21 protein-coding genes are annotated in these 22131 nt (G+C 67.2%); 7 read left to right on the plus strand and 14 right to left on the minus strand.

All coding sequences use genetic code 11. The features are described 5' to 3' along the window. The first annotated feature begins 114 nt into the window (after positions 1-114). From EZ304_RS16310 to EZ304_RS16320, 3 genes are all read left to right on the plus strand, one after another. Complete coding sequence (locus tag EZ304_RS16310) at positions 115-843, plus strand: response regulator (RefSeq protein ID WP_005408779.1); 729 nt, start codon at positions 115-117, stop codon at positions 841-843. 6 nt (positions 844-849) lie between these two features. Continuing rightward, positions 850-2259 carry an ATP-binding protein gene (locus EZ304_RS16315; RefSeq protein ID WP_142807614.1) on the plus strand — a complete coding sequence of 470 codons (1410 nt, stop codon included), beginning with the start codon at positions 850-852 and terminating at the stop codon, positions 2257-2259. Positions 2260-2436: 177 nt separating this feature from the next. Then, positions 2437-5463, plus strand: a complete 3027-nt coding sequence (locus tag EZ304_RS16320) for a ligand-binding sensor domain-containing diguanylate cyclase (protein ID WP_142807615.1) — start codon at positions 2437-2439, stop codon at positions 5461-5463. 335 nt (positions 5464-5798) lie between these two features. Here EZ304_RS16320 and rnt read toward each other — a convergent pair whose 3' ends face one another. The 11 genes from rnt to pstS (EZ304_RS16375) all read right to left on the minus strand — a co-directional run bounded on the left by rnt (position 5799) and on the right by pstS (EZ304_RS16375) (position 15680). After that, positions 5799-6449 carry a ribonuclease T gene (gene rnt / locus EZ304_RS16325; protein WP_428999702.1) on the minus strand — a complete coding sequence of 217 codons (651 nt, stop codon included), beginning with the start codon at positions 6447-6449 and terminating at the stop codon, positions 5799-5801. 120 nt (positions 6450-6569) lie between these two features. Continuing rightward, on the minus strand, positions 6570-7091 hold the full coding sequence (locus EZ304_RS16330; protein ID WP_142807616.1) for an HvfX family Cu-binding RiPP maturation protein: 522 nt from the start codon (positions 7089-7091) through the stop codon (positions 6570-6572). 25 nt (positions 7092-7116) lie between these two features. Continuing rightward, positions 7117-7872 carry an HvfC family RiPP maturation protein gene (locus EZ304_RS16335; protein ID WP_142807617.1) on the minus strand — a complete coding sequence of 252 codons (756 nt, stop codon included), beginning with the start codon at positions 7870-7872 and terminating at the stop codon, positions 7117-7119. Then, complete coding sequence (locus tag EZ304_RS16340) at positions 7865-8740, minus strand: HvfB family MNIO-type RiPP peptide maturase (RefSeq protein WP_099551944.1); 876 nt, start codon at positions 8738-8740, stop codon at positions 7865-7867. The genes EZ304_RS16335 and EZ304_RS16340 overlap by 8 nt, the downstream gene beginning before the upstream one ends. Further along, the gene (locus EZ304_RS16345) at positions 8727-9083 is read right to left on the minus strand and encodes a hypothetical protein (protein ID WP_099551943.1); all 357 of its coding nucleotides are present in this window, start codon (positions 9081-9083) and stop codon (positions 8727-8729) included. Before EZ304_RS16345 ends, EZ304_RS16340 begins: the two co-directional genes overlap by 14 nt. A gap of 267 nt (positions 9084-9350) precedes the next feature. Further along, the gene (gene phoU / locus EZ304_RS16350; RefSeq protein WP_014036547.1) at positions 9351-10058 is read right to left on the minus strand and encodes a phosphate signaling complex protein PhoU; all 708 of its coding nucleotides are present in this window, start codon (positions 10056-10058) and stop codon (positions 9351-9353) included. Positions 10059-10123: 65 nt separating this feature from the next. Then, positions 10124-10954, minus strand: coding sequence for a phosphate ABC transporter ATP-binding protein PstB (gene pstB / locus EZ304_RS16355; RefSeq protein ID WP_142807618.1), 831 nt, complete (start codon positions 10952-10954; stop codon positions 10124-10126). Positions 10955-10973: 19 nt separating this feature from the next. Next, positions 10974-11837 carry a phosphate ABC transporter permease PstA gene (gene pstA / locus EZ304_RS16360; protein WP_032127902.1) on the minus strand — a complete coding sequence of 288 codons (864 nt, stop codon included), beginning with the start codon at positions 11835-11837 and terminating at the stop codon, positions 10974-10976. Beyond that, positions 11837-12805: a phosphate ABC transporter permease subunit PstC gene (gene pstC / locus EZ304_RS16365; RefSeq protein ID WP_049421601.1), complete on the minus strand. Its 969-nt coding sequence runs from the start codon at positions 12803-12805 to the stop codon at positions 11837-11839. The genes pstA and pstC overlap by 1 nt, the downstream gene beginning before the upstream one ends. Positions 12806-12887: 82 nt before the next feature. After that, positions 12888-13976: a phosphate ABC transporter substrate-binding protein PstS gene (gene pstS, locus EZ304_RS16370; RefSeq protein WP_142807619.1), complete on the minus strand. Its 1089-nt coding sequence runs from the start codon at positions 13974-13976 to the stop codon at positions 12888-12890. 687 nt (positions 13977-14663) lie between these two features. Continuing rightward, positions 14664-15680: a phosphate ABC transporter substrate-binding protein PstS gene (pstS, locus tag EZ304_RS16375; protein WP_014646540.1), complete on the minus strand. Its 1017-nt coding sequence runs from the start codon at positions 15678-15680 to the stop codon at positions 14664-14666. Between the two features lie 507 nt (positions 15681-16187). Between pstS (EZ304_RS16375) and EZ304_RS16380 the strand changes: the two genes are divergently transcribed. Continuing rightward, positions 16188-17420: a porin gene (locus tag EZ304_RS16380; protein ID WP_099552603.1), complete on the plus strand. Its 1233-nt coding sequence runs from the start codon at positions 16188-16190 to the stop codon at positions 17418-17420. Between the two features lie 81 nt (positions 17421-17501). On the opposite strand, the gene nth is transcribed toward EZ304_RS16380, so the two are convergent. Genes nth through EZ304_RS16395 form a run of 3 tightly spaced genes read right to left on the minus strand, consistent with a single transcriptional unit; the run spans position 17502 to position 19334 of the window. Further along, entirely contained in the window at positions 17502-18194 is a 693-nt protein-coding gene (gene nth, locus EZ304_RS16385) for an endonuclease III (RefSeq protein WP_099552604.1), read from the minus strand. Further along, positions 18194-18547 (minus strand): hypothetical protein, encoded by a 354-nt coding sequence (locus EZ304_RS16390; RefSeq protein ID WP_005408795.1) that lies wholly within the window; start codon positions 18545-18547, stop codon positions 18194-18196. The genes nth and EZ304_RS16390 overlap by 1 nt, the downstream gene beginning before the upstream one ends. A 4-nt stretch (positions 18548-18551) precedes the next feature. Further along, entirely contained in the window at positions 18552-19334 is a 783-nt protein-coding gene (locus EZ304_RS16395) for an enoyl-CoA hydratase/isomerase family protein (protein ID WP_099552606.1), read from the minus strand. A gap of 167 nt (positions 19335-19501) precedes the next feature. On the opposite strand from EZ304_RS16395, the gene EZ304_RS16400 reads away from it, so the two are divergent. The 3 genes from EZ304_RS16400 to EZ304_RS16410 all read left to right on the plus strand — a co-directional run bounded on the left by EZ304_RS16400 (position 19502) and on the right by EZ304_RS16410 (position 22123). Continuing rightward, complete coding sequence (locus tag EZ304_RS16400) at positions 19502-20203, plus strand: FKBP-type peptidyl-prolyl cis-trans isomerase N-terminal domain-containing protein (RefSeq protein ID WP_005408797.1); 702 nt, start codon at positions 19502-19504, stop codon at positions 20201-20203. Between the two features lie 217 nt (positions 20204-20420). After that, positions 20421-21224: a CoA pyrophosphatase gene (locus EZ304_RS16405; protein WP_099552607.1), complete on the plus strand. Its 804-nt coding sequence runs from the start codon at positions 20421-20423 to the stop codon at positions 21222-21224. Next, on the plus strand, positions 21221-22123 hold the full coding sequence (locus EZ304_RS16410) for a sulfurtransferase (protein WP_142807620.1): 903 nt from the start codon (positions 21221-21223) through the stop codon (positions 22121-22123). The genes EZ304_RS16405 and EZ304_RS16410 overlap by 4 nt, the downstream gene beginning before the upstream one ends. Positions 22124-22131 lie beyond the last annotated feature (8 nt).

Raw genomic sequence — 22131 nt, forward strand, 5'->3', positions numbered from 1 at the left:
CTATGTAACACTGTCGGTGAATACGCGTAACCACGGGTATCCCGCCCGCGGCTGGATACACTGGTACGCATTGCCCCGGATGCGGTTCAGCTGCCGACACGGGATGATCGCGACATGGAGACTGAAAACACGATGCATCGACTGCTGATCGTCGACGACGACAACGACATCCGCACCCTGCTGGCCGAACAGCTCGGCCGTGCCGGCTACCAGGTGAGCACGGCCGCCGATGGCACCGCCATGCGCCAGCTGCTGGACCGCGAGCACGTGGACCTGATCGTGCTCGACCTCAACCTGCCGCGCGAAGATGGCCTGACCCTGTGCCGCGACCTGCGCGCGCGCTCGAACACGCCAGTGATCATGCTGACCGCGCGCGCCGAGCCGATCGATCGCGTGCTGGGCCTGGAAATGGGTGCCGACGACTATCTGGCCAAGCCGTTCGAACCGCGCGAGCTGCTGGCGCGCATCCGCAACGTACTGCGCCGGACCGAGGCGCTGCCGGCCAACCTGGAGCCGCTGGCGGTGCGCCGCGCGCGGTTCTCGCGCTGGGTGTTCGACCTGGAGCATCGCCACCTGGTGGACCCGGACGATCGCGTGGTGGTGCTGTCCGGCGCCGAGTTCCGCCTGCTGCGGGTGTTCATCGCCCATGCCAACAAGGTGCTGTCGCGCGAGCAGCTGGTGGCGCTCAGCAGTGGCCGCAACTACGAGGCGCAGGACCGCGCGATCGACCTGCAGGTCAGCCGCCTGCGCAACAAGCTGGGCGATGATGGTGGTCCGGATGGCCTGATCAAGACCGTGCGCAACGAAGGCTACGTGCTGGCCTCCTCGGTGAACCTGGAATAAGCCGTCATGAAGCGCCTGCGCCATTTCCTGTCCTCGATGGTCGGGCGGTTGTTCGTCATCCTGCTGCTGGGCATGAGCGTGGCTGCGATCGGCGCAACCATGCTGGCCACCTCCAAACGCCAGCAGGAGTTCGAGCGGCAGAACCTGAACCGCATTGCCGACCGCCTGCAGGGTTACGTCAACCTGCTCGATGGCAATCCCGAACTGCGCGAGCGCCTGCTCGAGGTCGGCGGGCCCAGCGTGCGTGCGCTGCAGCCCGGCGCGCGCCTGGGGCGGGCGGATACCGCACTGATGGAAGTCCTGGATGACCGGCCCGGCCCGGTGTCGCGCGCGCATGTGCACTTCACCTCGTTCCGTTCCTGCATTCCCAAGCTGCAGGACCTGCTGCCGCCACCGCCGCCGGGGCACCGGCGGCATCCGCGCGAGCGCGATCCGGCCTTCATTCCGCCCAAGTGCCGCGCGGTCGATGTGACGCTCAACGACGGTACGCTGCTGAAGCTGGCGCTGGATTCGCCGGCGGTGGCCCACAACGGCATTCTGGCCGTGGACCCGTGGTTCCTGACCCTGCTGGTGCTGGCCATCGCGGTGCTGGCCTACATCGTCGCGCGCATGGCCAGCGCGCCGCTGCAGGAGCTGGCGGCCGCCGCCGAGGATCTCGGCGACGATCTGCAGCGCGATCCACTGCCATTGCGCGGGCCGCGCGAGGTGCAGCGCGCCGCCGAGGCCTTCAATGCCATGCAGCACCGCCTGCAGCGGCACCTGGCCGAACGCACGCAGATGCTGGCGGCGATCACCCATGACCTGCAGACCCCGTTGACCCGCCTGCGCCTGCGCCTGGAGAGCGTCAGCGACGAGGTGCTGCGCGAACGCCTGATCGGCGATCTGGCGGCGATGCAGGCACTGGTGCGCGAAGGCCTGGAGCTGGCCCGCAGCGCCGAGAGCGCCGAGCAGCGCGCCGCGCTGGATCTGGATTCACTGCTGGAAAGCATCGTGGAAGACGCCGCCGAGGGCGGTGCCGATGTGGTCTTTGAAGGCGGCACCGGTGCGGTGCTGATGCTGCGCCCGCTGGCCATGCATCGGCTGTTCTCCAACCTGGTGGACAACGCCGTGATGTATGCCCACCGCGTGCGCGTGCGGGTGGAGCGCAGCGGCGGCGCGATCACGGCGATGGTGTCCGACGATGGCCCGGGCCTGGCGGAAGATCAGCTGGAGGCCGTGTTCGACCCGTTCGTGCGGGTGGAAACCTCGCGTTCGCGGGAAACCGGTGGCGCCGGGCTGGGCCTGACCATCGCGCGCGCGCTGGCCGAGAAGGATGGGGCGCGGCTGTGGCTGCGCAACCGCGCCGAAGGCGGACTGGAGGCGGTCGTGCAGTGGCCGGCCAGTGCACAGGTGACGCCGCCGGGGCGCGCGGGCTGAGTCTTCGCGGCTGGCGATGGTGACGCCGTGGGCCGGGTTTGGCCTATCATCTGCGCATCTTCCCAGTTTCCCCCCGATGAGCCAGCCCGTTCCCGCCGGCATGCCGTTCCGCGCTGCCCGGCAGTTCCCGCATGCTGCCAGGCCCGGCAGCCCTGCCTGGCCGCCGCCGCTGCACTGATGGCCGGACAGGGGGACATCGGGCGCTGGGCGGAGCGCTGCGGATCAGATATCGGTCGATGGCTGCGACAGGGCCTGCTGTGGCTGCTGCTGGCCCTTGCAGTGCCGGCGGCAGCGCAGGAGGGGGCACCGCCACTGCGCGACTACGCCATCGATGTGTGGACCTCGCGCAACGGCCTGCCACACAACTCGCTGCGCGACATCGCGCAGACCCCCGAAGGCCACCTGTGGTTCGCCACCTGGGAAGGCCTGGTGCGATACAACGGCCTCGATTTCACCGTGTTCGACCGCAGCACCCGCCCGGGGCTGCGCGACAACGGCATCGGCGCGCTGTTCGTCGACCGCCAGGGCGGATTGTGGATCAGTGATTCGCGCGGCAACGTCAGCCACCGCGGCAACGACGGCCAGTGGCGTGTCTGGGAGCACCAGGCCGATACCCCGCAGGTACTGATCCAGTCCATGCAGATGGACAGCCAGGGCCGCCTGTGGCTGCTGTATGAAGGCAAGGGCATCGGCTATCTGACGCCGGACACCGGCATCGTCTACCAGGCCCCGGCCGCCGACCTGCCGATGGCGATGAGCTTCACCAAGCTGGTGGTCGATGCGCAGGACCGGGTGTGGGTCGGCACGCTTGACGGGCTGGTGCTGCGCGACAACGACGGCGTGCTCAAGCGCGCGCCCGCCGCGTGGGGCCTGGGGGCCGGCACCGGCCTGTCATGGCCGTACCGGGCTCCGGATGGCGCGCTGTGGATCGTCGCTGGCGAGCGCCTGTACCGCGTGGAGGATGATCAGCTGGTGCTTGTGCACCGGTTGCCGGGACAGCTGCACATGACCTCGATGCTGCAGGACCGGCACGGCGACCTGTGGCTGGGAACCGAGAACCAGGGCCTTCTGCGGATCTCGGCGCATGGTCTGGAACGACTGCCGGCCGGCCTGAACCTGCCAGGCGGGCGCGTGGTCAGTCTGCGCGAGGATGCCGAAGGCAGCATCTGGGTGGGGGCCAACGGTGGCCTGTACCGCCTGCGCGAAACATTGTTCAGCAGCTACACCGAGCGCGATGGCCTCAGTGGCGACTATGTGCGCACGGTGCTGGAGGACCGCGACCGCCAGCTGTGGGTCGGCAGTGCCAGTGGCCTCGATCTGCAGACGCCTGATGGCCGCTTCCGCGCGGTTCCCCTGCACAACCGCGGTGGCAAGGCGCCATCGGTATTGAGCCTGGCGCAGGGGCCGGACGGCGACCTGTGGGTCGGTACGTTCGGCGATGGCGTTTACCGTCTTGGCCGCGACGGCCGGCTGCAGCACAACTATGCCGTCGCCGATGGCATGCCGGGCGGCAACATCCGCGCGATCAGCGTGGACCCGCAGGGCGTGGTCTGGGCCGGTACGCAGAAGGGCGTCGTCCGCATCGATGGCGACCGCGTGCAGGTATCAAACATGGTGGGCATGCCCAGTGGCCTGATCACCGCGCTCGAGCACGATCATCAGGGCAACCTGTGGATCGGCACCATCGAGGGAATCCGCGTACTGCGCGGCGACCACGTGCAGTCGATCGACCTGGCACCGATGGGCGGGGGGCGCAGCGTGTTCGGCTTCCATCAGCTGGGCGATGCGATGTGGGTCAGCAGCGACCGCGGCCTGTACCGCTGGCGCGACGGAAAGCTGGCACGCGTCGGCCTGGAGCAGGGCATGCCGGTGGATGCGGTGTTCCAGCTGGTGCCGGACCGCCTGGGCAATGTGTGGATCAGCAGCAACCGCGGCGTGCTGCGCACCGACATGGCCACCCTCAACGCCGTGGCCGATGGCCGCGCACCGCGCGTAGTGGTGGAGCGCTACAACGAGATCGACGGCATGGCCAACGCACAGGCCAACGGCAGCTCCGGACCATCGGCGATCCTGCGCCAGGACGGCACGTTCTGGGTGGTCACCGCCGGTGGCCTGAGCACCGTCGACCCGCAGCGCCTGCAGCGCTTCCGTGAGCGCCCATCACCGCCGGCAGCGATCGAGAGCGTGCAGGTGGATGGCGCACCCGTGCATTGGGAAGGCCCTGATCGCAACTACATCCCCGGCGGCCGACGTCTGGCGGTGAGCTATGTGGGCCTGAGCTACCTGATGTCCGACCGGATCCGCTACCGCACGCGGCTTGATGGCCTGGATGCGGGCTGGGTCGAGCGTGGCCCGCAGCGCAGTGTCGAGTTCGTCGGCCTGCCGCCGGGTGACTACACCCTGCACGTGTCGGCGGCGCATCCAGGCGGGGCCTGGGGCCAGCAGGAAGCCGTATGGAGCTTCACGGTGGAGCCGTTCTGGTGGCAGCGCCGCAGCGTGCAGCTGCTGGGCGGGCTGTTGCTGCTGGCCGGGCTGGTTGTGCTGTACCGCCTGCTGCTGCAGCAGCTGAAGGCCAGCAATCTGCGCCTGGCACGGCGGGTGGATGAAGCCACCTTTGACCTGCAGGCCAAGACCGTGCACCTGCAGGCGCTGAACCAGGAAAAGACCGAACTGGCCGAGCGCCTGGCACGCCAGGCCGAGGCATTCGAACGGCAGGCCCGCGAGGATGCGCTGACCGGCCTGGCCAACCGCCGTGCCTTCGATGAAACCCTGGCCCGCGACTTCGCGCGTTCGCAGCGCAGTGGCCACCCGCTGTGCCTGGTGGTGCTGGATATCGACCACTTCAAGGACGTCAACGACCGCCACAGCCACAGCATCGGCGACGCCGTGCTGGTGCAGGTGGCGCGGTTGATCGCCGCCGCCAGCCGCGACTCGGACCTGCCCGCGCGCACCGGAGGCGAGGAGTTCGCGCTGCTGCTCAACGACACCCGCCTGGAAGAAGCCGCGCAGCTGTGCGCGCGCCTGCGCGGCCTGTTCCATGACAACCCCGACTGGGCCGGCGTGGCGGGCCTGCGCGTGACCTTCAGCGCAGGCCTGGTGGAACTGGATGCCGATGACCGCACCCCGGCGCTGCTGTATCAGCGCGCCGACCGTGCGCTGTACCGCGCCAAGAGCGACGGCCGCGACCGCACGAGCATCGGTTGATCACATCCACGCGTGGCGTGGATCTACTGGAGTGCCGTACCAACTGGCGGTGCCGACCAATGGTCGGCACCCACCAAAGAAGTGACCCACCACAGAGGTCGTCGGCAGCCCCCCAACGAGCGCAGCGACCCGCTGTTGCTCCTGCTTTTCTGATCTTTCCGTGGCGCCCAGCAACGTGTCCGTGGCCGGACGGGTGGGCTGCGCAGGGGCGTGAGCCGCATGGATGCGGCGACCGAGCTTACATGGACGTACTTGCAGCGTCCCCTGCGCAGTCCACCCGTCCGGCCCAACCGATGATTCGCTTCACGCCACGAGGGGCTCCGCCGTTGGCTGCGTTACCGCGGCCAGGCGTTGGCGATGGTGCAGAACAACCGCGCCGTCTGCTCGGTGTCGTACACCGCGCTGTGCGCTTCGTTCGCATCCCAGCCCAGCCCTGCAGCATTGGCCGCGCGTGCCAGCACCGTCTGCCCGTAGGCGATACCGGCCAGGGTGACCGTGTCGAACACGCTGAAGGGATGGAACGGGTTGCGCTTGTGGCCGGTCCGGGCCACGGCGGCGTTGACGAAGCCCAGGTCGAAATGGGCGTTGTGCCCGACCAGGATCGCGCGCTGGCAGCCGTACTTCTTCATCGCTGCGCGGACCGGGGTGAAGACGTGGTCCAGCGCGGCCTTCTCTTCCTTGGCCAGCCGGAACGGGTGGTCGAGGATGATGCCGGTCACTTCCAGCGACTTCGGGTCGATCTCCAGGCCCTCGGCCGGGACCACGTGGGCACTGGCGGTCTGGCCGGGGTAGAGCAGGCCGTTCTCGTCCATCTCGATCGGTACCGCAGCGATTTCCAGCAGCGCGTTGCGCTGGCTGTCGAAGCCGCCGGTTTCCACATCCACCACTACCGGCAGGAAGCCGCGGAAGCGTTGTGACATCGCGCGCTGCGCCTGGGGTACTGCGGAATCGGGAGCGGCGGCAGGTGCGGGAGTGGGGTCAGTCATGCGTGAATTCTAGCAGAGCGATCCTGAGCGCCCGGCCACGCAGCCCATGCCAGCCACCGTGGTGGCACCCGGTAGGTGCCAACCTTGGTTGGCACACGACGCGCCGACCAAGGTCGGCATCTACCGGACTGCGGGCCGTGCCGTCGTGCCCGATGGCTGCCACCGTGCCAGCCACGCATCCACGCTCAGCCTGCCGGCACCGGTGAACAGCAGCGGCAGCAGCATCGCCATGAACAGTACCGGCAGCTTGAAGTTGCCAAAGCCCTGGTCACTGATGGCATATCCCATGGCGAGGTCGCCCAGCGAATGCCATTCCATCGGCCAATGCACTGCATACGTCGCCACCACGGTCAGCACCAGCAGGCTGGCGGCGGCAAAACGGGTGCCGAAGCCGACCAGCAGGCAGGCCGCCCCGATCAGTTCGAACCAGGTGGCGAGTTGCCAGTTCAGGCCGGCCGGCAGCTGGTCGAACGGGAACGGGAAGGCGTCCTGCAGGTCGGCAAACCAGTTCTGGCCGTGCAGCTTCTCGCGGCCGGATTCGAAGAATTCCCAGGCCAGCAGCAGGCGCAGGCCGAGCGGGGCCAACCAGGGGGCGAGACGGTCCAGCTGGCCGCGCGCGGCGGCCAGGAGCGGAAGGTTCATCGGTGGATCTCCGGTGGAAGGGGCGTCAGGGTGGGGATGCAAGCGGGCCGATCACACCGGCCTGCAGGAACTGCTGCAGCAGCGCGGCACCGGGTTCGGCCAGCGCATCCTCGGCCAGCCCATGTGCAGCAGCCAGCTGCTGCAGGTAGATATGCCCTTCCTGGCCAGGCTGTTCACCGATGCTGGACAGCAGGTACACCGCCAGCGGGCTGAGCGTGGCGAACCGCACCTCGCCGTCGGCATCGCGGCGCACAAGAAGGCCCGTCGGCTCGGCGGGTGGCTCGGTCGGTGCATCCTCGGCGCCGAGGCGGTGCACCGGCCACTGGTACAGCAGCGGCCACGCCAGCGGCGAGCGCTGCAGCGGCACCCGCAGCGGGTCGATGCCGCCAGGCGCAGGAAGTGGCTCGGCCTGCAGCTGGTACAGCGCGGTTTCCACCCACTCGTAGTGGGCCAGCTCGGCCAGCGCCGGGTGTGGCAGCTGCGGCTGCGCCTGCAGCCATTGCACGAACTCAGCGGCCAGTTCGGTGAACAGCGGGGTCTGGCAGCGGTGCATGCTGAAGTAGTGGCGGACCAGCGCGCTCCAGGTCGGTTCACCGAGCAGGCGCACGCAGACCGGGAAGCCGTTGCTCAACAGACCGAGCAGGTTGTTGAACAGCAGCCGCTGGTACACCGCCACGCGGCGCGGTTCGAGTCCGGCGGGTGAGGCCACCGCCTGTGGATCGCGCAGGTGTGCGGTGAACGCGTGCTGCTGCGCACGCAGCGTGGCGGGGGCATCAGCCATGCAGGGCCTCCGCGTGCGCGGCCTGCAGGCGGCGGATGGTCTGCAGTTCGCCGCGCAGTTCGGCGTAGGGTGGGAAATTGAAATCGCGCTCGAGCAGGGTGGGGCGAGCGCCGATGCGCGCATAGGTGCGTGCCAGCAGCTCCCAGACCGGGTCGATCACCGCACTGCCATGGGTATCGATTTTCAGGTCCGGCGCTTCATCCAGGTGCCCGGCCACGTGCAGGCAGACGATGCGGTCTGCGGGCAGGCCGGCGATGAACGCGTCGGCGTCGTAACCGTGGTTGCAGGCATTGACGTAGACGTTGTTGACGTCCAGCAGCAGATCGCAGTCGGCCTCGGCGAGCACGGCATTGGTGAAGGCCAGTTCGTCCATCGCCGGCTCCGGCGCCAGGTAATAGGACACGTTCTCCACCGCGACGCGGCGGCCCAGCAGATCCTGCACCTGACGGATGCGTGCGGCGGTGTGGCGCACTGCTTCATCGGTGAACGGAATCGGCAGCAGGTCGTACAGGTGGCCGTCGTCGCTGCAGTAGCTCAGGTGTTCGCTGTACAGCGGCACGCGGTGCATCTCCAGGAACTGGCCGACCTGCTCCAGCAGCCGGGTATCCAGCGGCGCACTACCGCCCAGCGACAGGGACAGGCCGTGGCAGCTGAGCGGATGGCGCTGTGCCAGCTCGGCCAGCGCATCCCCGGCGGGGCCGCCGACATTGATCCAGTTTTCCGGCGCGCATTCGAGGAAATCGAAGTCGTCCGCCGGTGCATCACGCAGGTCCTGCAGCAGCGCCCGGCGCAGCCCCAACCCGGCGGCCGCCGCACGAAGCGGCGACCGCGGGTTGACGGCGCTGGCGCGGACCTCAGTGCTTGCCACCGCACTTGCCTTCGCCACACTTGCCTTCGGCCGCCTTCTTGTCGCCGGTCTTGGCCTTGGCGCCAGCGGCCGCACCGGCAGCCTTGCCCTTGTCAGCACCGCACTTGCCTTCGGCGGTCTTGCCGTCGGCACCACACTTGCCTTCGGCATGCTTGGTCGCGTCAGCGGCCATCCTGGTGTCGGCGGCCTTGGCGTCGGTACTGGCCTTGGCTGCCTGTCCGGCCACCAGGTAGCCTTGGGCGAGGTCGCTCATGCTCAGGGCCGAGGCACTGGCGGTCATGCCCAGGCCGGCGGCCAGGGCGGTAGCAGTCAGCAGGGACAGGGTCTTGTTGGAACTGCTCATCGGTCTTACTCCTGGGTGGTGGGCAGGTGCCCGGGGTGAATCGATGGTGCAGCGATCCTACTCAACGAATCCTCGCCAAGAACTCAAATTTTCGTGAGATTTGTTACAGAAGCGGAGAACGGTAGCCGCGGCAGGGCATGCACGCCACGCGCGGCCCGGTAGATCCACGCCATGCGTGGATGAATTCACGGAGAAACCCAAAAAAGAAGGCCGCTGTCACCAGGACAGCGGCCACCTTGGAGTCGACTCCGGTGTTGCAGTGCAGCGTCAGGGCTGGCCGGTGCTGGAGGTCTCGTCGCGCTTCTCGCGCGGCGGCAGCGGCTGCTCGCCGTGCACCAGGAACCACACGTTCTCGGCGATGTTGGTGGCGTGGTCACCCACGCGCTCCAGGTTCTTGGCCATGAACAGCAGGTGCGTGCACGGGGTGATGTTGCGCGGGTCTTCCATCATGTAGGTCAGCAGCTCGCGGAACAGCGCGGTGTACTGCGCGTCCAGGCGGGCGTCGTCCTCGCGCAGTTCCAGCGCGGCGTCGGCGTCGTTGTCGCGGTAGGCGGCAATGGCGCGGCGCACCTGCTGCGCGGCCAGGCGGCCCAGCGCACGCAGGCCCTGGATCTGCGGCAGCGGCGGCACCTTGCCCAGCGCGATCGAACGCTTGGCCACGTTCGCTGCATAGTCGCCGATGCGTTCGATGTCGGCCGGGATGCGCAGGCCGGCCAGGATCTCGCGCAGGTCGCGCGCCATCGGCCCACGCAGCGCCAGACGCATCACGTCATGGCTGATCTGCTGCTCAAGCGCATCGATCGCTTCGTCGTTGGCGATGATGCGATGGGCGGCGTTCTCGTCGCGCTTCTCGATCACGTCCATCGCCGCTTCGAGCTGGGCGACGGCCATCTCGCCCATGCGCACGATTTCGGCCACCAGGCGCTGCTGCTCTTCGTCGTAGCTCTTGACGATGTGGTCGTTGGGAAGGTTCATGGTCTGCAATCCGGGTAGAGCCAGGCCATGCCTGGCTGGGACATATGGCGAAGAAACAGCGTCGATCAGCCGAAGCGACCGGTGATGTAGTCCTCGGTCTGCCGCTGCGACGGCTGCGAGAAGATCACTTCGGTGCGGTCGTGCTCGATCAGGTCGCCCAGGTACATGAAGGCGGTGTAGTCGGACACGCGCGCGGCCTGCTGCATGTTGTGGGTGACGATGACGATGGTGTACTCGTGCTTGAGCTCTTCCACCAGCTGTTCGATGCGGCTGGTCGAGATCGGGTCCAGCGCCGAGGTCGGCTCGTCCAGCAGCAACACCGACGGGCGCAGGGCCACGGCGCGGGCGATGCACAGGCGCTGCTGCTGGCCACCGGACAGGCCCAGTGCGCTCTGCCCCAGCTTGTCCTTCACTTCGTCCCACAGTGCGCCCTGGCGCAGCGCCTGCTCGACGCGGTCGGCCATGTCGGCCTTGCTCAGCTTCTCGTGGTGGCGGATGCCGTGGGCCACGTTCTCGAAGATGGTCATCGGGAACGGCACCGGCTTCTGGAACACCATGCCGACCTTGCTGCGCAAGCGGTTCATCGGGTACTTCGGCGACAGGATGTTCTCGCCGTCCAGCAGCACCTCACCGCGCGCTTCCAGCTTCGGGTACAGCGCGTAGATGCGGTTGAAGATGCGCAGCAGGGTCGACTTGCCGCAACCGGAGGGACCGATCAGCGCGGTCACGCGCTTTTCCGGAATCTCCAGGTTGATGCCCTTCAGGGCGTGGAACTTGTCGTAGTAGAAGTCCAGTCCACGCGCAGCCAGCTTCACCGGCGACGGCGTGTGCAGGCTCTCGTGCGAGGACGGCACGGCGATGCGCTGCATCGGCACGGCGTTGGAAAGGTCGTTCATGGCGTTATCCACGGAAAGGTCAGTCATGGGAGATACGGTTGCGCAGCAGGATGCCGCGGGCGGCAAGGCTGACCAGCAACACGAAGACAGTCAGCACCAGGGCACCGGCCCAGGCCAGAACCTGCCAGGATTCATACGGGCTGCCGGCGAACTGGTTCATCACCACCGGCACCGAGGCCATCGGCTGGAAGATGTTGTTGTTCCAGTACTGGTTGCCGAAGGCGGTGAACAGCAGCGGCGCGGTTTCGCCGGAGATGCGGGCCAGCGCCAGCAGGATGCCGGTGATGATGCCGGCCGAGGCACTGCGGTACAGCACCTGCACGATCACCTTCCACTGCGGGATGCCCAGCGACAGGGCCGCCTCACGCATCTGCGAGGGCACCAGGCGCAGCATCTCGTCGGTGGTGCGCACCACCACCGGCAGCACGATGAAGGCCAGCGACAGGGCACCGGCAAACGCCGAGAAGTTGCCGCCGGTCTGCATCACGTACAGGGTGTAGACGAACAGGCCCAGCACGATGGACGGGGCCGACAGCAGGATGTCGTTGACGAAGCGGACCACGGTGCCGGCCTTGCGGGCGTTGCCGTACTCGGCCAGCCAGGTGCCGGCCAGCACGCCCAGCGGGGTGCCGATGCCGATCGCCAGCGCACACATCACGGCACTGCCGAAGAAGGCGTTGGCGAGGCCGCCTTCCTGCATCGGCGGCGGCGTCATCTTGGTGAAGAGATCCCAGTTGATGCCGGCCAGGCCCTTGGAGGCCAGGGTGAACAGGATCCAGCCCAGGAAGAACAGGCCGAACAGCGCAGTGGCGCAGGAGGCGGTGATCGCAACGACATTGCCGATGCGGCGGCGCAGGTACAAGGAATCAGCGGTGGTGGACATCAGTTGCCCTCCTTGCGGGACAGGCGCATCAACATCAGGCGGGCGATGGCCAGCACCACGAAGGTGACGATGAACAGGACGAAGCCGAGCAGCAGCAGGGCCGAGCGGTAGGTTTCAGTGGCTTCGCCGAAATCGTTGGCGATCAGCGCGGCGATGGTGGTGCCCGGTTCCAGCAGCGACGGCGACAGGCGCACGCTGTTGCCGATCACGAAGGCCACCGCCATCGTCTCGCCCAGGGCGCGGCCGAGGCCGAGGAAGATGCCGCCGATCACCGCCGAGCGGGTGTAGGGCAGGACGATGTCCCAGCTCACTTCCCACTTGGTGGAGCCCAGCGCGTAGGCCGATTCCTTCAGGCGGGTCGGCACGGTCAGGAACACTTCGCGCATCACCGAGGAGATGAACGGAATGACCATGATGGCCAGCACGAAACCGGCGGTGAGCATGCCGATGCCCAGCGGCGGGCCCTGGAACAGCGGGCCGATGATCGGCATCTCGCCCAGGGTTTCGTTGAGGAACGGGGTGACGTACTCGGTCATCACCGGCACCAGCACGAACAGGCCCCACATGCCGTAGATGATCGAGGGAATGCCGGCCAGCAGTTCGATGGCGGTACCGACCGGGCCACGCAGCCAGCGCGGCGCGACTTCGGTGAGGAAGAAGGCGATGCCGAAGCTGACCGGCACGGCGATGACCATCGCGATGAGCGCGGTGACCAGGGTGCCGTAGATCGGGGCGAGGGCGCCGAACTTGTTTTCGACCGGATTCCAGTCGGCGGAGAAGAAGAAGCTCAGGCCCTGCATCTGCAGGGCATGGCGGCCGCCCCACAGCATCGACAGCGCGGCGCAGGCCAGGGCGATCAGGACGAAGATGACGGTGCCGACCAGCACCCATCGGAACAGTTTGTCGTTGCGGGCATCACGCGCATCACGCGTGGACGGGGCGGCTACAGGCTGGGCGATGGCATTCATGGGGACGGCAGGGCCAGGAAGGGGCGGGGCGGCACGGCGTGGAAGCGGCGGTGCCCGCGCGGGGCGGGCACCGTCGTGTCCATCACTTCAGGTCGGACGCCCAGTAGGCCTCGATCTGCTTGACCAGTTCGGCCGGCAGCGGCACGTAGTGCAGCTCGTTGGCCTGGGCCTGGCCGTTTTCGAAGGCCCACTTGAAGAAGGCCAGGGTGTCCTGGTTGCGCTTGGCGTCCTTCGGCTGCTTCTGCATGAGCATGAAGTTGGTGGCGGTGATCGGCCACGCCTGCTCGCCCGGTGCGTTGGTGATGACCAGGTTGAAGTCCTTGGCGCTGGCCCAGTCGGCGCTGGCGGCTGCAGCGGCGAAGGTTTCCGCGCTCGGCTCGACCCAGTTGCCGGCCGCGTTCTGCATGGCGGTGTACGGCATGCCGTTCTGCAGCGCATAGGCCAGTTCGACGTAGCCGATCGAACCCTTGATCTGCTTCACGTAGGAAGCAACGCCTTCGTTGCCCTTGCCACCAACGCCGTCCGGCCACTGCACCGAGGTGCCTTCGCCGACCTTGCTCTTCCACTCCGGGCTGACCTTGGACAGGTAGTTGGAGAAGTTGAAGGTGGTGCCCGAACCATCCGAACGGTGGACCAGGGTGATCTTGCCGTCCGGCAGCTTCACGCCCGGGTTGGCGGCGACGATGGCCGGATCGTTCCAGGTCTTGACCTTGCCCAGGAAGATGTCGGCCAGCAGGGCGCCGCTCAGGCGCAGCTTGCCGGCTTCCAGGCCTTCGATGTTGACCACCGGCACCACGCCGCCGATGGCGGACGGGAACTGCGCCAGGCCGGCCTGGGCCAGCTCTTCGCTGCTCAGCGGCTTGTCGGAGGAACCGAAGTCGACGGTGCCGGCCTTGATCTGGGCGATACCGCCGCCCGAGCCGATCGACTGGTAGTTGATCTTGGCGCCGGTGCTGGCGTTGTAGTCAGCCGACCACTTGGAGACCAGCGGGAAGATGAAGGACGCGCCCGCGCCGGACACTTCGGCGGTCACCTTGGCACCGGCAGCGGCCGGGGCAGCGGCACCGTCGGCAGCCGGCTGCTGCGCGGCCTGCTTGTCGCCACCGCAGGCCGACAGGCCCAGGGCGATGGCCAGGGAAAGGGCGGCAAGGCCGGCCGAGTGCAGTTTCATGGTCACTCCATAGCGGGGAAGAGCCGACGTGGTCGGCGGATGCGGCTATGAAATGATGTTTTTGTTACAGCCGTATTACGACCATGACAGAGGTGTCCCGGATCACGTTCTGACAAGGGTTTCACAGGGTTGGCGCCGATCCGGCAGGTGCCGGGAAACCCCCGATCTGCGCACCGATATGACGGTCGGTTGGCCCTTGTAGAGTCGAGCCATACTCGACTGCTCCCTGCCCTCGGTAGGTGCGGACCGTTGGTCCGCACGCTCCAGCACCCAGCCGAGCATGGGCTCGGCTCTACAAACGCTCCTGCCTTTGCTTCTGCCTTCCATGACCCCACCGCGCCCCCGATGAACTGTCGAGAGGCGGTGGGCCAGGGCGTGCAGGACCGTCCACGGCATGGATGCCGTGGCCGAGCCCCCAGGGGTGAGGGCGGTTTGCCTGCGAGGCACTGCCTCGCAAGCGCCCGAACGCACAGCCGCCAGCGGCTGGGCCGGACCGCGGAGCGGGGTTTACGGCGTGTCCTGCACGCCCTGGCCCACTGACTCACCCACGGATCAACGCAGGCGCAAACGCTCTTCACGACCAACCCCGAAAAAACAAGAAGAGCGCGAGATCTCGAGGATCTCGCGCCCGGGTGGGATCGGCGGGGGAGAGAGGACCCGCCGACCCCGTTCCTGCGGGGGGAACGCTTACTTCAGGTTCTGCGACCAGTAGGTCTCGATCTGGCGGACCAGGCTGTCCGGCAGCGGCACGTAGTCCAGCTGGCGGGCCTGGGCGTCGCCGCTCTTGTAGACCCAGCGGAAGAACTCCTGGGTGGCCTTGCCGTTGGCAGCGTTCTTCGGCTTCTTGTGCACCAGGATGAAGTTGGTGGCGGTGATCGGCCAGGACTCGGCGCCGGGGGCGTTGGTCATCACCAGGTAGAAGTCCTTGGCGCTGGCCCAGTCGGCGCTGGCAGCGGCGGCGGCGAACGACGCGTCGCTCGGCTGCACGAAGCGGCCGGCGGCATTCTTCATCGCGGTGTACGACAGCTTGTTCTGCAGCGCGTAGGACAGTTCGACGTAGCCGATGCCGCCCTTGATCTGCTTCACGTAGGCAGCAACGCCTTCGTTGCCCTTGCCGCCGATGCCGGCCGGCCACTGGACCGAGGTGCCTTCACCGACCGAGCTCTTCCACTCCGGGCTGACCTTGGACAGGTAGTTGACGAAGTTGAAGGTGGTGCCCGAGCCGTCCGAACGGTGCACGACGGTGATCTTGGCGCTCGGCAGGGTCACGCCCGGGTTCAGCGCGGCGATGGCCGGGTCGTTCCAGGTCTTGATCTTGCCCAGGAAGATGTTGGCCAGCACGGTGCCGTCCAGCTTCAGTGCGCCCGGGGCGATGCCGGCCACGTTGACCACCGGCACCACGCCGCCGATCACCGACGGGAACTGCGCCAGGCCCGAAGCGGCCAGTTCTTCCGGCTTCAGCGGGGCGTCGGAGGAGCCGAAATCAACGGTCTTGGCCTTGATCTGGGCGATACCACCGCCGGAGCCGATCGACTGGTAGTTGACCTTGTTGCTGGTGGCGGCGTTGTAGTCGGCCGACCACTTCGACATCACCGGGTAGATGAACGAGGCGCCCGCGCCGGTGATTTCAGCGGCGTTGGCGGCGAACACGGACGACGCTGCGAAGACGGCAACGGCAACGCGCGACTTGAAGGCGTGGATCACGGGGTGGCTCCTGGGTTGATTGGGATGCGGGGTTACCCGCCCGGCGCACATTCCATAACGGTTCGATGACAGCGCAGGGACCGTTGTATGACGCAACCGTTACAGCGCTGGCCGTTACAGCTGCGGCGGTGTCCGTGAAGGATTGGCGCGCGGTCGAGGGGCGGCAGGGGGGCGCGCCGCCCTCCTCTATATGTCGCTGTCGGAGCCTCCACGCTGGCGCGCACGCATCCCGGGAATGGGCATCCGGCAGCGATGCCATGTCCCGCACCGGGATGCATGGTGCCGCGTTGCGTGTTGAAGCGGATACATCACGCCATGTGCCGCAAGGCCTCGACACAGATGCCGGCGCAAATGCGTCGTCCGCATGACCGCACGAAGAAACCTGTGTTTGGTGCGCAGTTTGTCATTCGACTGTCATGGTTTTAACGGAACGTTCGCAAAACGCTTGACCGGCCTGCCGGCGTGGCGTTCTGCCCAAGCCATTCCAACCCTCTGGAGAGATCCAAAATGCGTTCCCATTTGCTCGCCGCCGCGGTCGTTGCAAGCCTCGGTCTGGTTTCCGCCGACGCCTTCGCAGCCCCCGCCAGCTCGGGCGTATCCCAGGCACAGCTGCAGCAGCTGCAGGCACAGATCGCCGCGCTGCAGGCCCAGGTCCAGCAGTTGCAGAACGATTCGCAGGCGCTGCAGGCGCAGTCCGACGCGCAGTCCGAAGTGAACATCACCCAGGCGCAGGCGCTGGAAGGTGCACAGAAGACCCAGACCAGCGTCGACAAGCTGGCCAAGCTGGTCAATGACAACAAGATCGGCGGTCGCATGTTCTTCGACCTGACCAACATCGACAAGACCAGCAACGGCAAGGACACCGCCGCCAGCGGCACCGGTCTGGACGTCAAGCGCTTCTACCTGACCGTCGACCACAAGTTCAACGACATCTGGTCGGCGAACCTGACCACCGACTTCCAGTACAGCTCGGCCATCGGCAACACCGAACTGTTCGTCAAGAAGGCCTACGTGCAGGGCAGCTTCGACCCGGCCTTCAACCTGCGCGTCGGTGCCGCCGACATGCCGTGGATCCCGTACGTCGAGAAGTTCTACGGCATGCGCTATGTCGAGAACACCCTGACCGACCGCCTGAAGTATGGCAACTCGTCCGACTGGGGCCTGCATGGCTTCGGCAACCTGGGCAACAACTTCAACTACGCCGTCTCGGTGGTGTCCGGCGCCGGCTACAAGAACCCGACCCGCAGCAAGGGCATGGACGTGGAAGGCCGCGTGGCCTACACCCCGAACGAGAACTTCGTGGTTGCCGTCGGTGGCTACAGCGGCAAGCTGGGCAAGGAAACCGACATCCAGAGTTCCGAGAACACCTACACCCGCGCCAACGCGATGGTGGCCTACGCCAGCAGCGACTTCCGCGTCGGTGGCGAGTACTTCCAGGCCAAGAACCTCAACAACGTGATGACCGTTGCCACCGACAAGTCCAGCGGCTGGTCGGTGTGGGGCAGCGTGCGCGTGACCGATGGCGGCATCAACGTGTTCGGTCGTTACGATGACACCGACGTCAGCAAGACCCTGGACCCGACCTTGAGCGACAAGTACTGGAACGTCGGCGTCGAGTTCCCGGTCATGAAGAACCTCAAGCTGTCGACCGTGTACAAATACACGCACCTGGCCAACGCCGGCGACAAGAAGAACGACAAGACCAAGGAATTCGGCGTATGGGGCGACCTGTCGTTCTGATCTCCTGAAGCACGCTTGTCCTGAAACACAGACGGCGGGCCTCGTGCCCGCCGTCTTCGTTTGGTCACAACAGAGACTGCGTCATGCCTCGGCCGTGGTCTTTTCCTTGAACCGGCACAGATCGGCGATCACGCACCCCGGGCAATCCGGCTTGCGCGCCTTGCACACATAACGACCGTGCAGGATCAGCCAGTGATGCGCGTCGAGCAGGAACTCGGCGGGAATCACCTTCACCAGCTTGTCTTCCACGTCGCGCACATTCTTTCCCGGGGCGAGGCCGGTACGGTTGGAGACGCGGAAGATATGCGTGTCCACCGCCATCACCGGCTCGCCGAACGCGGTGTTGAGCACCACGTTGGCGGTCTTGCGGCCCACGCCCGGCAGCGCTTCCAGCGCATCGCGATCGCGCGGCACTTCACCACCATGCTTTTCCAGCAGGATCGCGCAGGTGGCGATCACGTTCTTGGCCTTGGCGTTGAACAGGCCGATGGTGGCGATGTACTGCTTCAGCCCGTCCTCGCCAAGCGCAAGGATCTTCGCCGGCGTGTTGGCGACCGGGAATAAACGGCGCGTGGCCTTGTTGACGCCGACGTCGGTGGCCTGCGCCGACAGCGCGACCGCCACCAGCAGCTCGAACGGCGAGCTGTACTCCAGTTCGGTCTTGGGGTGCGGATTGAGTTCACGCAGGCGGGTGAACATTTCCACCACGTCGGCGCGCGGCATCGTGCCGCCACGCAGCGCCGGGGCGCGTGGGGTCTTCTTCGTGGTGGCCATTACTGCTCCTTGCCGCTGGCGCGGGCCTTGGCCCGGGCGAGGATGGCGGCCGCCGCAGCGGGCAGGGCGGGCTTCACGTCCGGCGCCGGGGCCGGCGTGCGCCGCGCGTCGCGTTCGGCTTCCCGGCGGGCCAGTCGCACCGCACGGGCGCGGTAGCGTTCGCGTGCCGCCCAGGCGGCCTGAAGCTGCTGCTGGGCCTGCTGCAACCGCTGCGGGAGTTCCGGGTGGCCGGGCAGCAACTGCGCGTCGTCGGCGCGGGCGACATAGTCCATCAGACCGGCCTGCAGGGCGCCATCGAGATCGTCTGCCTGGACCCGGGCGAACAGCTGCGCGGGGTTGGGTCGGGATGCCATGGCGTCAGCGGTTCTGGAAGGCCGGCGGACGGCGCTGCAGGAAGGCGCTGGTTCCCTCGCGCATGTCCTCGGTGGCGAACAGCAGGCCGAACTGCGCGCTTTCGTATTCCAGCCCGGCTTCCAGGCTGCATTCGCCACCCACGTGCACCGCGTCCAGCAGGCCGCGCAGGGCCAGCGGCGCCGAGCGCGCCAGCTGGCGGGCGACGTCATTCACGCGATTGTCCAGCGCGTCGGCCGGCACCACCTCGTTGACAATCCCCAGTTCCAGCGCACGTGCGGCGTTGATCGGTGCACCCAGCAGGCAGAGCTCCAGGGTGGCGGCGCGGCCGCACAGGCGCAGCAGGCGCTGGCTGCCGCCGAAGCCGGGAATCAGGCCGAGATTGATTTCCGGTTGGCCGACTTTGGCGGTATCGGCGGCGATGCGCAGGTGGCAGGCCATGGCCAGTTCCAGGCCGCCGCCCAAGGCAAAACCGTTCACGCGGGCGATGACCGGCTTGGGCATGCGCTCGATCTGGCGCATCAGGGCCTGGCCCAGCAGCGAGAAATCACGTCCCTGAACCGCGCTGAGTGTGTTCATCTCGGCAATGTCGGCGCCGGCCACGAACGCCTTCGGGCCTGCGCCGGTCAGCACCACCACGCGCACCCCCGGGTCTGCGGCGGCAGCACTGAAGGCCTCGGCCAGGGCCTGCAGGGTCGCGGCATTGAGGGCGTTGAGCTTGTCCGGGCGCTGGACGGTCACGGTGCGGATGGCGCCGTCGTCGGTGACAGCGATCAGGGCATCGGCCACGGGGAAACTCCTGGAACGTTAAAAAAAAGTGATATTGAACTCCGCGAACGCAGACGGGTCATAGCCTGCATCGTGAGTAGCGGTTACACGTTGCGCCCGTTATCCTAACCCGTCGCCTCAGGGCGGCGCAGAACGTCCCTGAGTTACCACCCCTGGAGAACTGTTTGATGAAGTTGCGTTCTATCGCGGTCGCCGTCGCGGCCCTGGCCCTGACGGGCAATGCCTTCGCCCAGGACGTTTCGTCCGAAAAGGGCAAGCTGAGCTACTACTTCGGTTACGACTACGGCAACAACCTGGCGGAGCTGACCGGTCGTGGTGAGCAGCTGGACATCAACTCGGTGGTGAAGGGCCTGCAGGATGCCTACGCCAAGAAGCAGCCGGCGATCACCGCCGAGCAGCTGAAGCCGGCCGTTGAAGCGTTCCAGAAGCGCGAGCAGGGCCGTGCCCAGGCTGCCAAGGCCGAGTACGAAAAGGCTGCTGCCGAAAACAAGACCAAGAGCGATCAGTTCATCGCGGCGAACAAGGCCAAGGCCGGTGTGCAGTCGCTGCCGAGCGGCGTCCAGTACCGCGTGATCGAGGCCGGCAAGGGTGCCAAGCCGACCCAGGCCAGCACCGTGCAGCTGGAAGTGGCCGGTCCGTTCCCGTACGGCCAGCGCCCGACCGAAGCCCGCCCGGCCCAGCAGATCCCGTCGATCAAGGTCAGCGAAGTCGAAATGAAGGCCATGCGCGAGACCCTGCTGCAGATGCCGGCAGGCTCGAAGTGGGAAGTCACCCTGCCGCCGGACCAGGCCTACGGTGCCGACCCGCGCACCCCGTTCCCGCCGAACGTGGCTGTGCAGTTCGAGATCAAGCTGGTCAGCGTCAAGTAAATCGAAGTCGTAAACGAAACGCGCCGGTGATTCCACCGGCGCGTTTTTGTTTGCGCAGCTCCTGACGGTAGAGTCGACTGTCAGTCGACTGCACTTGGGTCACATCAAGAAAACGCCCGCGCTGCGCGCGCGCGTCGACTGACAGTCGACTCTACCGTCCGGCCGGGCCACCCGCGCAAATCCAGCCCATTCGCGCTACTGTTGGCGGGTGCAAACAATGGAAGAATCGGCGCGTGTTGTCGCAAGTCCCTGCATCGGAGTGTGCACGCTGGATCCGCACCGGCAGTGCACCGGCTGCGGGCGGCATATCGATGAAATCGCACGGTGGTCGTCGATGAGCCACGACGAACGCAGTCGCATCCTGCATCGCGTGCAGCCGCTGCGCGCGCAACTCCAGCAATCACTGCGCGGCTCGCTGGCCGACCACGAACGACTGATGCGCGCGCTGCACCCCTTGGCCGAACCGCCGGCCGGCGACGGCTGGAACCGCAGCGAGCTGATCGACCTGTTGCCGTCCGGCCCTCCGGTGGAGGCGGCCGTGCTCGCGGGTATCGTGCCGCGTGCCAATGGCGCGCAGGTGATCCTCACCCGCCGCACCGAAACCCTGCGCACGCACGGTGGCCAGGTCGGATTCCCCGGCGGCCGCACCGAGCCCGACGACCGCGACGCACTGGCGGCGGCATTGCGCGAGAGCCAGGAAGAAATCGCACTGGCGCCCGGCCAGGTGCAGGCGCTGGGCTACCTGGATCCCTTCGTGACGATCACCGGCTATCGGGTCACCCCGGTGGTGGCGGTGGTCGATCCGGACTTCGTGCCGGTGCCGCAGCCCAGCGAAGTGGCCGAGGTGTTCGAGGTGCCGCTGGACTACCTGATGGCGGCCGACAACCTGCGTCAGGTCGAAATCAACCATCGCGGCCGCATCCGCCACGTCCTTGAGTACGGCTGGCCCGGCCAGCGCATCTGGGGCGCCACCGCGGCCATTCTCTACAACCTGCGTCGCCGCCTGGAGCAAGTGCAATGAACCTGATCGATCCGCCGTGGACCACCCTGGTCGATGTCGCCCCCCTGGCTGCCACGTTGGGCGAGGGCATCCGCGTGGTCGACGCACGCGCCACCGCCAGCACCGCGGTGCGCGTGGTTGATGCGCGTTCCTCGCTGGCCGACCCGCAGGCGGGAAGCGGCCAGTATCTGGCAGGTCATATCCCGGGTGCGGTGTATGCCGATCTCAATCGTGACCTGTCCGATCTGTCGCGCGTCGGCCATGGTCGCCATCCACTGCCGGACAGCGATGCCTTTGCCGCAAAGCTGGGGCAGTGGGGCATCGGCCCCGACACCCAGGTGGTGGTCTACGACGGCAGCGACGGCAGCATGGCCGCCTCGCGCCTGTGGTGGCTGCTGCGCCTGATGGGTCACAGCAGGGTTGCCGTGCTCGACGGCGGCATCGCCGCCTGGCAGGCGGCTGGTCACGCGCTGGCGAGCGGCCAGACTGAAGTGACGGCGTTGCCTGCCTACCCGGGCCGCTTCGACACCACACAGATCGCCAATGCCGATGAAATCACCGCGCGGCTGAAGCATGCGCAGGGCTGGCTGGTCGACGCGCGCGCGGGTGAGCGCTTCCGCGGTGAAGTCGAGCCGCTGGACCCGGTCGCCGGCCACGTGCCTGGCGCGGTCAACCGCCCGTTCGCATTGAACGTACTCGACGGCCGCCTGCGCGACGCACAGGCGCTGCGCGCCGAACTGCAGGGCGTGATCGGCAACCGTGATCCGCAGCAGGTGGTGCTGATGTGCGGCTCCGGCGTGACCGCCTGCCATCTGCTGCTGGCGATGGAAGCGGCCGGCCTGTCCGGCGCGCGTATCTACGCCGATTCGTGGAGCGGGTGGGTCAGCGACAGCAGCCGCCCGGTGGCGACCGGCGCCTGAGCGATCCG

It is taken from the genome of Stenotrophomonas maltophilia (genome assembly GCF_006974125.1).
Taxonomy (GTDB): Bacteria; Pseudomonadota; Gammaproteobacteria; order Xanthomonadales; family Xanthomonadaceae; genus Stenotrophomonas; species Stenotrophomonas maltophilia_O.